At 63.0% G+C, this 6,192-nt stretch carries 14 protein-coding genes; all 14 read right to left on the reverse strand.

Features of this window, described 5'->3' with window-relative positions; all coding sequences use genetic code 11:
• Positions 1-17: 17 nt before the first annotated feature.
• From QCE64_RS35585 to QCE64_RS35650, 14 genes are read right to left on the reverse strand one after another with little or no spacing between them, the layout of a single operon-like run.
• Positions 18-581: a hypothetical protein gene (locus QCE64_RS35585; protein WP_310008971.1), complete on the reverse strand. Its 564-nt coding sequence runs from the start codon at positions 579-581 to the stop codon at positions 18-20.
• Between the two features lie 9 nt (positions 582-590).
• The gene (locus QCE64_RS35590; protein ID WP_310008973.1) at positions 591-893 is read right to left on the reverse strand and encodes a BrnA antitoxin family protein; all 303 of its coding nucleotides are present in this window, start codon (positions 891-893) and stop codon (positions 591-593) included.
• Positions 877-1,146 carry a BrnT family toxin gene (locus QCE64_RS35595; RefSeq protein ID WP_310008975.1) on the reverse strand — a complete coding sequence of 90 codons (270 nt, stop codon included), beginning with the start codon at positions 1,144-1,146 and terminating at the stop codon, positions 877-879. Before QCE64_RS35595 ends, QCE64_RS35590 begins: the two co-directional genes overlap by 17 nt.
• Positions 1,147-1,203: 57 nt before the next feature.
• The gene (locus QCE64_RS35600) at positions 1,204-1,782 is read right to left on the reverse strand and encodes a hypothetical protein (RefSeq protein ID WP_310008977.1); all 579 of its coding nucleotides are present in this window, start codon (positions 1,780-1,782) and stop codon (positions 1,204-1,206) included.
• Positions 1,779-2,012, reverse strand: a complete 234-nt coding sequence (locus QCE64_RS35605; protein WP_310008979.1) for a hypothetical protein — start codon at positions 2,010-2,012, stop codon at positions 1,779-1,781. Before QCE64_RS35605 ends, QCE64_RS35600 begins: the two co-directional genes overlap by 4 nt.
• Entirely contained in the window at positions 2,009-2,320 is a 312-nt protein-coding gene (locus QCE64_RS35610; RefSeq protein ID WP_310008981.1) for a hypothetical protein, read from the reverse strand. The genes QCE64_RS35605 and QCE64_RS35610 overlap by 4 nt, the downstream gene beginning before the upstream one ends.
• Positions 2,317-2,685 (reverse strand): hypothetical protein, encoded by a 369-nt coding sequence (locus QCE64_RS35615; RefSeq protein WP_310008983.1) that lies wholly within the window; start codon positions 2,683-2,685, stop codon positions 2,317-2,319. The genes QCE64_RS35610 and QCE64_RS35615 overlap by 4 nt, the downstream gene beginning before the upstream one ends.
• Positions 2,686-2,690: 5 nt before the next feature.
• Positions 2,691-3,077 (reverse strand): hypothetical protein, encoded by a 387-nt coding sequence (locus QCE64_RS35620; protein ID WP_404987921.1) that lies wholly within the window; start codon positions 3,075-3,077, stop codon positions 2,691-2,693.
• 32 nt (positions 3,078-3,109) lie between these two features.
• Complete coding sequence (locus QCE64_RS35625) at positions 3,110-3,508, reverse strand: DUF4406 domain-containing protein (protein ID WP_310008987.1); 399 nt, start codon at positions 3,506-3,508, stop codon at positions 3,110-3,112.
• Entirely contained in the window at positions 3,505-3,975 is a 471-nt protein-coding gene (locus QCE64_RS35630; RefSeq protein ID WP_310008989.1) for a hypothetical protein, read from the reverse strand. The genes QCE64_RS35625 and QCE64_RS35630 overlap by 4 nt, the downstream gene beginning before the upstream one ends.
• On the reverse strand, positions 3,975-4,502 hold the full coding sequence (locus QCE64_RS35635; protein ID WP_404987919.1) for a DUF1064 domain-containing protein: 528 nt from the start codon (positions 4,500-4,502) through the stop codon (positions 3,975-3,977). Before QCE64_RS35635 ends, QCE64_RS35630 begins: the two co-directional genes overlap by 1 nt.
• A 23-nt stretch (positions 4,503-4,525) precedes the next feature.
• A complete protein-coding gene (locus tag QCE64_RS35640; RefSeq protein WP_310008992.1) occupies positions 4,526-5,041 on the reverse strand; it encodes a hypothetical protein in 516 nt (171 codons plus the stop codon).
• Positions 5,034-5,813: a helix-turn-helix domain-containing protein gene (locus QCE64_RS35645; RefSeq protein ID WP_310008994.1), complete on the reverse strand. Its 780-nt coding sequence runs from the start codon at positions 5,811-5,813 to the stop codon at positions 5,034-5,036. Before QCE64_RS35645 ends, QCE64_RS35640 begins: the two co-directional genes overlap by 8 nt.
• Positions 5,810-6,091: a winged helix-turn-helix domain-containing protein gene (locus tag QCE64_RS35650; protein WP_310008995.1), complete on the reverse strand. Its 282-nt coding sequence runs from the start codon at positions 6,089-6,091 to the stop codon at positions 5,810-5,812. Before QCE64_RS35650 ends, QCE64_RS35645 begins: the two co-directional genes overlap by 4 nt.
• Positions 6,092-6,192: the final 101 nt, after the last annotated feature.

Consider the following 6,192-nt stretch of genomic DNA (forward strand, 5'->3'; position numbering starts at 1 on the left):
TTGAAGAGAGCTTGAGTTTAGACGAACGGCAGCCGGTAAACGGAAATGCAAAAAGCCCGCGCGGCGCGAACCGAGCGGGCTTTTCTTTGGGCGAGCGAACGCCCCACGGCCTGAACAATGCCATAGGCCTCAAGAGATTGCAACATCTCCGAGGCCGTGTTGCACGAAAAATTGATCCCAAAGGCGAAGCACTTCGTCTGCCAAAACAACAACCCAGACGAACTTTCCATCGCTGTGGAGTACCCAATTGACCGTCTGAGGACCGAAGTTGAAGGCTCCGACGGGGCCGCAAACATCGAATTCTGATAGACCGAGCCTTCCACTGTCGCGCTATGAGTGAGCTCTACGTGCTTCGCTGTATTGCAAATGTCGCGCGCAAGCTTCATAGCCGGACGCGCCCTGAGAACCTGATGGTGTGCCTTCGTTACCTCAGCACGCCGATCCACGTAGTCGTGAATATGATTGACGGTGACGAAGAAGTTGAAGATGTTATCGACATCTATCTTCTCCGCCAGCCGTGCCCTTTCGCGCTTCGCCTTTTGCAGAATGTCATTCGGCGAATCCAGACCGAAGAAACTCACAGATAGCCCTCACGCAGGTTGATGATCCTTCAGCCAGTCGCGCAGCGCATCGTTCATGCGCGTTTGCCAGCCTTCTCCCGATGCCTTGAATGCCTCGACGATGTCTGCATCGTAGCGTACCGATAGCAACACCTTCGGCGAGTCGAGACGCGGCCGCCCGCGAGTGCCGAGTCGCTTCATCTTCTTGAAGTCCTCGGCCGGCACTTCGTACGTGTCCGGATCTGCGGCGATTCCGCGGTTTATTGCCTCGTTTTCTTCGGGCGTCGGCAATTCGAGCACGCGGCCCGACCGCGTCTTAATCGTATTGGGCATAGTTGCGCACCTCTCGGTCGTTTGCCTTGCGCAGGCTGATCACATGCATCGTCTCGCCACGTTGCGTGAAAACCACGCAGTAGAGGCGCGTGCCGATCGGAGCAAAACCGACTTCACGCACTTCCTTGTAGTCGCGACGCGTATCGACGTAGGACATGACTTCCGACCAGTCGATCATTTCTGCCACCTTGAGCGACAAGCCATGCTTGCCGATGTTCGCTTCGTCTTTGGGCGGGTCGTATGTGATGTCCATGCAAATAATTGTAGCTACGTTTTATATACAGCGCAAGGATTATTTGTAGCTACATGATCAGCGCGCGCAGATAAGGTTCTTCGCCACAAGCGCGGGTCGCATCAGTTCCTTCGCATCAGCATAGTCACGGTCCTGCGTCGCCGGGCTGCGCGGGTTCGTGAAGACGACCACGCCGGCGACGAAGTTGCGCACGGCGGTCATCACCGCGATGCGATGCGCCAGCGACAGCTTCTGGATGATCGGCTCAACAGCTTGCCCGGTCGCGGCGCGCAACTGGCCGTCGACGACGTCGCCCAGCTCGTCATAGCTCATCCACTGGCGGCTGCTGCGGCAGTCGCGGAACATGGCACTGGCGCGGCCGTAGCCGACGGCAGGCTCGTACGCCTGACTCCATTCGTACCACTCGGTCAGCACAGCGTCGATCTCGTCAGCGGCGATTGCGCTCGTCGTCATGGTGGTCCTCTTTCCGTATTGTTCGCAGCGGTGTCCGTGGTTCTTGCCGATGGCGCAGATGGTTTGCATGGTGCCGATGAAGTCGTAGGTTCGTTCGTGTGGGCAGCCCTTGCAGGTGCTGCCCTCTTTCTCGATCAACTGCTGGAGCGGATCGCGGAAGGCGCGCGGCGCGCGGTGAATCACATTTCCACCCGGAACGAGAGGCCCCAGTGGCACAGCCAACTGATGAGCGGGTCGTGGATCTCCGGCCTGCGCGGGAACGGGAACTGGATCTCGCCGTCGTCTTGCTCGATGCCTGTCACCGGGCAACCAATGAAGGCGATCAGCTTGTCGCCGTCGGCCGTGCGCCGCGCCGCGTTGTCCATCAGCGGGCGCGGCACGTCGGATGCCTCGATGTATGCGAATGCGCTCATACCCATGCCCTCATTTCAATGCCCAGCGCAAGCTGGAACGCTTCAGGCATGTTCACGACCGCCGGCTCTTCGTCATCGACGGGCACACCGCTGATCGGGCGAAGGCGAGAATCTTCGAGCGAGCACTCGGTAGCCATGCGCGGGCGGCCCCAAGCGTCGGAGCAAGACAGCGGAACAAACGAACGAACCTCCCAATAGGGAAGCTTCTCAATTTGCGACCAGATCAGATCTACCTGCAAAACCTCGACAATGTGACCGGCATTTTCGCCGTCCACAATGTATGCCAGATCTCCCGGCTTGCAGTTCATGCTGCGTCTCCTTGCTTTGCGGGCATCGGCGCATCTGCGGCGAGCCATTCCTGATCACCGCTTTCGAGGAATGCGGCGAGCGTCTTTTTGTTGTCCCGGATCAGGCAGCCGATCCACGCATGCTCCTCGTCGACCCATGCCTTGCTTCTCTTCCCGACCCAGCTGCGCGCGTTCGGCGGAATGAACGCCAACACCTCAACGCCAACATCGGTTCCGTGGAGATTCGACTTGCGGCGCACGCCATACGCTGTCGTGTGTACCGGGCTCGGCTCATTCGTCACGACCTGCCGCCCTTTCGCACGGCCACGTCGAAAGACGGTTACGACCGGCGCCAACACATACGCCTGCACCTGCATCGGTTCCATCGTTCTCACGCTGCTTCCTCCATCAAACCCATCTTCGCGGCGCGCACCGGCTCCCAGCGTGCATATGCCACGTCCCACTGCCGGAACTTCGCCTCGCGCGGCGCCAGCCCCTGATCAATCCACGCATGACATGCCTGGCAGCCCGGTACCGTGAACTCGTGCTTTGCCTTGATGCCGATGCCCTTGCCGTGGCGCGCCTGGTTCGAATGGCAAGGCACGACCGTGTTGCGGCCGATGCACACGCCGAGCACGCGCAGGTAGCAGGACTCGCCGCGGCACGCCGCCAGATACTTCGAGCCCTCTGCGACGGTCGGCCTCTTCACGCGCGTCTTCAGCGTCGAGCGGCGCAGCGACGTCGCGCGGTCCGCCGTCTTGAACGGCGAGCGCTTCATTGGCCCTGTGCGCGCGAGCGGCGCGGCGCGCTTCACTGCGCCTCCGCAATCTGTGCGCTCGCACGGCTTTCCATCTCTTCCATAACCTCGACGACCGCTTCCTGTGAGATCACAGGGATTTCGCCGCCGGCGAGGCCGATGATGTGTCGCGCCTGGAACACGCGCATACCCAGCCCGCGCGCGATCGAATGTTCCAACGTGGCGCCCGGAGAGCGGTCCCGGCCGGGCAGCAGCGCGATGGCTTCGCACTCGACGAGCACCTTGATGTCCGCGCGCATGGCCGTGAGCCACGTCGGATTCGGGCCGACGTCCACTTCGGCGGGGCTGACGACTTCGAAGCCCAGGGCGCGGAGCCGCTCCGCCTCGGCATGGAACGCGGGGAAGTTCAGTTCCGGATAGCCCGTCATCGGGCCGGCGATATAGATCCTCACGCCGCCTCCTTGAAAACATGGCCGGCGTCGATGCGCCGATGAACCTCTGCCAGCGCAGCCAGCACCACCGCCTTCGTCGCGACGCGCATCTGCTCGTCATGGAGTTCCATGGCCCGGCGGACATCGTTCATCGCGTCTCCGTCAAAGCCCCAGCGATCGCACTTTCGCGCCCGGTCGCGCGCGCGGACCGCGCCGTCGAGCGCCTGCTTCACCGTGCCGATCAGTTCCTCCCCATATCCGCGCTCCGCCAGGACGAGGGTGATGTTCAGCGCGCACACCACCGTCGACCAATGCTCTTCCGTCCCGCGCCCCTTCAGCATCTCGTCGAGGGCCACGTGATAAGCGATCCCCAGATCGGTTGTCTGGCCCTTGTCCATCGGCGTGCGCCGCTCGAGGACGTCGATGCCGATCGTTCGGCTGATCGCGCGCGGACGGTATGCCTTGCGCGGCTTTTTGTTGCCTGCCATCAGATCTCCTTGATCGTGATGTTGTGCACCGCCAGCATTTGCTTACGCTTTTGGATGTAGGTGCGGTTCTTCCGCGTCGCGACTGACTTCACGTCCTCGACGACTTCCTTGCCCGCGTCGACGTCGAAGTAGACGAAGTCGGCAACGTATTTCGAAGCGCGCTCCCATGTGCCGTCATCGCGCTGCTTGCGTGCGGTGAGGACGTACGCGACCTGCAGGCGCAGATCACGGATGCGGCCCGCCGCCTTCAGCTGGATCAGGTGGAACCAGCGTGAGCGCTCCTTCTCGCTGTCGAACTTGATGCCGTCGTGCTCGCACTTCGAGTTGCGGTATTTCGGCGGCTTCTTCGGCGCACGCGCGAGCGACGGGTCGAATGGGTCGGTGACATCGATGTCGTCCAGCGCGGAGTTCTGAGGCGGGTTGCCGGTCGTCTCGTAGATCCGACGCTGTGCGGTCGTCATCGGCGGCAGCGCGGATTCGCGCACGCGCGCGGTGCCGACCTTCTTCGTGCCCTCGGGGACGTACATCGGCCAGGGTGCAGAGCGCTTCGTCACAAGGCCCCCGCGCGCTTTGCATCGAGCGCCAGCAGCGTGGCCGCCTCGTCACCGCCGGCGTGGCCCACCGCCTTGGCGATCAGCACGTGCAGGCCACGGATCCCGTCGTCGGTTTTCACGCCGCCGTCGCGCTCCAGCCGCGTCTGCGCGATCACGCGGCGGGCGCGCTCGACCTGCGCCGATCGCAGCGCTTCGCTCATTTCGAGCCGCGGCGCGCCGGCGGGCGCGGTCCACTGGCGAGGCATCAGCGATTTGCAGATGTCTCGGAACTCGGGCAGCGTCGGAGGAAACGTCTTGTGCTTCTCCGAGCACTTCGCCAGCGCCTTCAGCAGGATCGGCTGCGGGAACTCGCGCAGACCGTTGAGCCACACCTGACGCGCCGACGACATGCCGACGTCCTCGCCGTTCTCGACCTGCCCGATGCGGTACTTGTCGAGCACCGAATTGCCGTACATGCCATGCAGCAGCATGAACAGGCGCTTGATCTGCACTTCGTCGATCACGTCAGACATCGATGTACTCCATCGGGGTGTTGCAGGTCGGGAAGATCGCGGCGGCGGCCGCCGATCGATCGTTTCGGTTCGCGGCGCCGCGCTTGTTCAGCCCAGCCCAGTCGGCGCGAATGGCTTCCATGAAGGCCTCGTCCCAGTCGGCGTACGTGTAGCCCTTCGCGCGGCACTTGCCGGTGAACGAATCGAAATGCGCCTGCAGGTTGCGGTGGCCCTTCTCTGCTGCCCAGTTGCGAACTCGCTCGGAGATCGAGAAGTCGGCAGCGATGGAAGTCTTCGAAGGAGCGCGCTTCGATGCGCGAGCAGGACGCGCAGCGGCCTGTACTTGGTTCATTGACGGTTCATTGACGGTTAAGGACGGATTGGGTGTCACGGTGACACCCCGTTCGCACTCCGCTGACACCCCGTTGGCGTCAGGCTGACACCCCGTTCCCGTCTCCGTGACACCCCGTTCGTCACGACCTGTCAGGCTGACACCCCGTGATTTCTTCATGGCCATGTCGTAGCAGACGGGTCTGCGGTCGCCGCGCGCGATGTAGGCGGCCACGACTTTCTGGTTTCCCTTGACGATCAAACCGGCCTGCTCGAGCACATCGAGCTTGCGGCGGATGGTGCTCTCCGACATGCCCGTGTCCTGCATGAGCGTCGCGGTCGACGGGAATGCCGCCTTCCCGCTGTTGTCGGCGTAGTTCGCCAGGCACAGCAGCACGTGGCGCGCGTGCGCCTCGGTCACGACCTGCTGTTCGATGGCCCACGCCATTGCTTGGATGCTCACGCTGCAACCTCCAACGGCAGGCCGATGAGCTGCTGGCGGCAGCGGCGGCCGGGCCGGCGCGCCGAGTCGCGCACAGCGAGCGCTTCGGCCTTCACGAGCTCGTTCACGCGGCCGCACACGGTCGACACCTGCATGTTCGTGCGGGCGGCGATCTCGTCGCGCGTCAACAGGATCCGGCGGTCAGCCTTGAACAGGTCAAGGATCTTGCGCTTCGACGCGCTGACGTCGTCCGTCGAGAGCGAATGGAAGGCGTCGATCTGGGTTTGGGAGGCTTGCATGGTGACCTCAGATGGTGTCGTGGCCGCACGGCAGAAAGCCGTCGGCGGACTGGCGGACGCCGCACGCGATGCAAATCGGCCCCGCGTCGTCGGAAACAGCG

Origin of the sequence: Caballeronia sp. LZ043, from assembly GCF_031451075.1 — a bacterium.
Lineage (GTDB): Bacteria > Pseudomonadota > Gammaproteobacteria > Burkholderiales > Burkholderiaceae > Caballeronia.

Bases quoted from the DNA above. Each gene is read 5' to 3' on its own strand.
- QCE64_RS35615 (WP_310008983.1), bottom strand. From the start codon at position 2,685: ATGGAACCGATGCAGGTGCAGGCGTATGTGTTGGCGCCGGTCGTAACC.
- QCE64_RS35605 (WP_310008979.1), bottom strand. From the start codon at position 2,012: ATGAGCGCATTCGCATACATCGAGGCATCCGACGTGCCGCGCCCGCTG.
- QCE64_RS35610 (WP_310008981.1), bottom strand. From the start codon at position 2,320: ATGAACTGCAAGCCGGGAGATCTGGCATACATTGTGGACGGCGAAAAT.
- QCE64_RS35630 (WP_310008989.1), bottom strand. From the start codon at position 3,975: ATGGCAGGCAACAAAAAGCCGCGCAAGGCATACCGTCCGCGCGCGATC.
- QCE64_RS35635 (WP_404987919.1), bottom strand. From the start codon at position 4,502: ATGTACGTCCCCGAGGGCACGAAGAAGGTCGGCACCGCGCGCGTGCGC.
- QCE64_RS35650 (WP_310008995.1), bottom strand. From the start codon at position 6,091: ATGCAAGCCTCCCAAACCCAGATCGACGCCTTCCATTCGCTCTCGACG.
- QCE64_RS35595 (WP_310008975.1), bottom strand. From the start codon at position 1,146: ATGGACATCACATACGACCCGCCCAAAGACGAAGCGAACATCGGCAAG.
- QCE64_RS35640 (WP_310008992.1), bottom strand. From the start codon at position 5,041: ATGTCTGACGTGATCGACGAAGTGCAGATCAAGCGCCTGTTCATGCTG.
- QCE64_RS35620 (WP_404987921.1), bottom strand. From the start codon at position 3,077: ATGAAGCGCTCGCCGTTCAAGACGGCGGACCGCGCGACGTCGCTGCGC.
- QCE64_RS35590 (WP_310008973.1), bottom strand. From the start codon at position 893: ATGCCCAATACGATTAAGACGCGGTCGGGCCGCGTGCTCGAATTGCCG.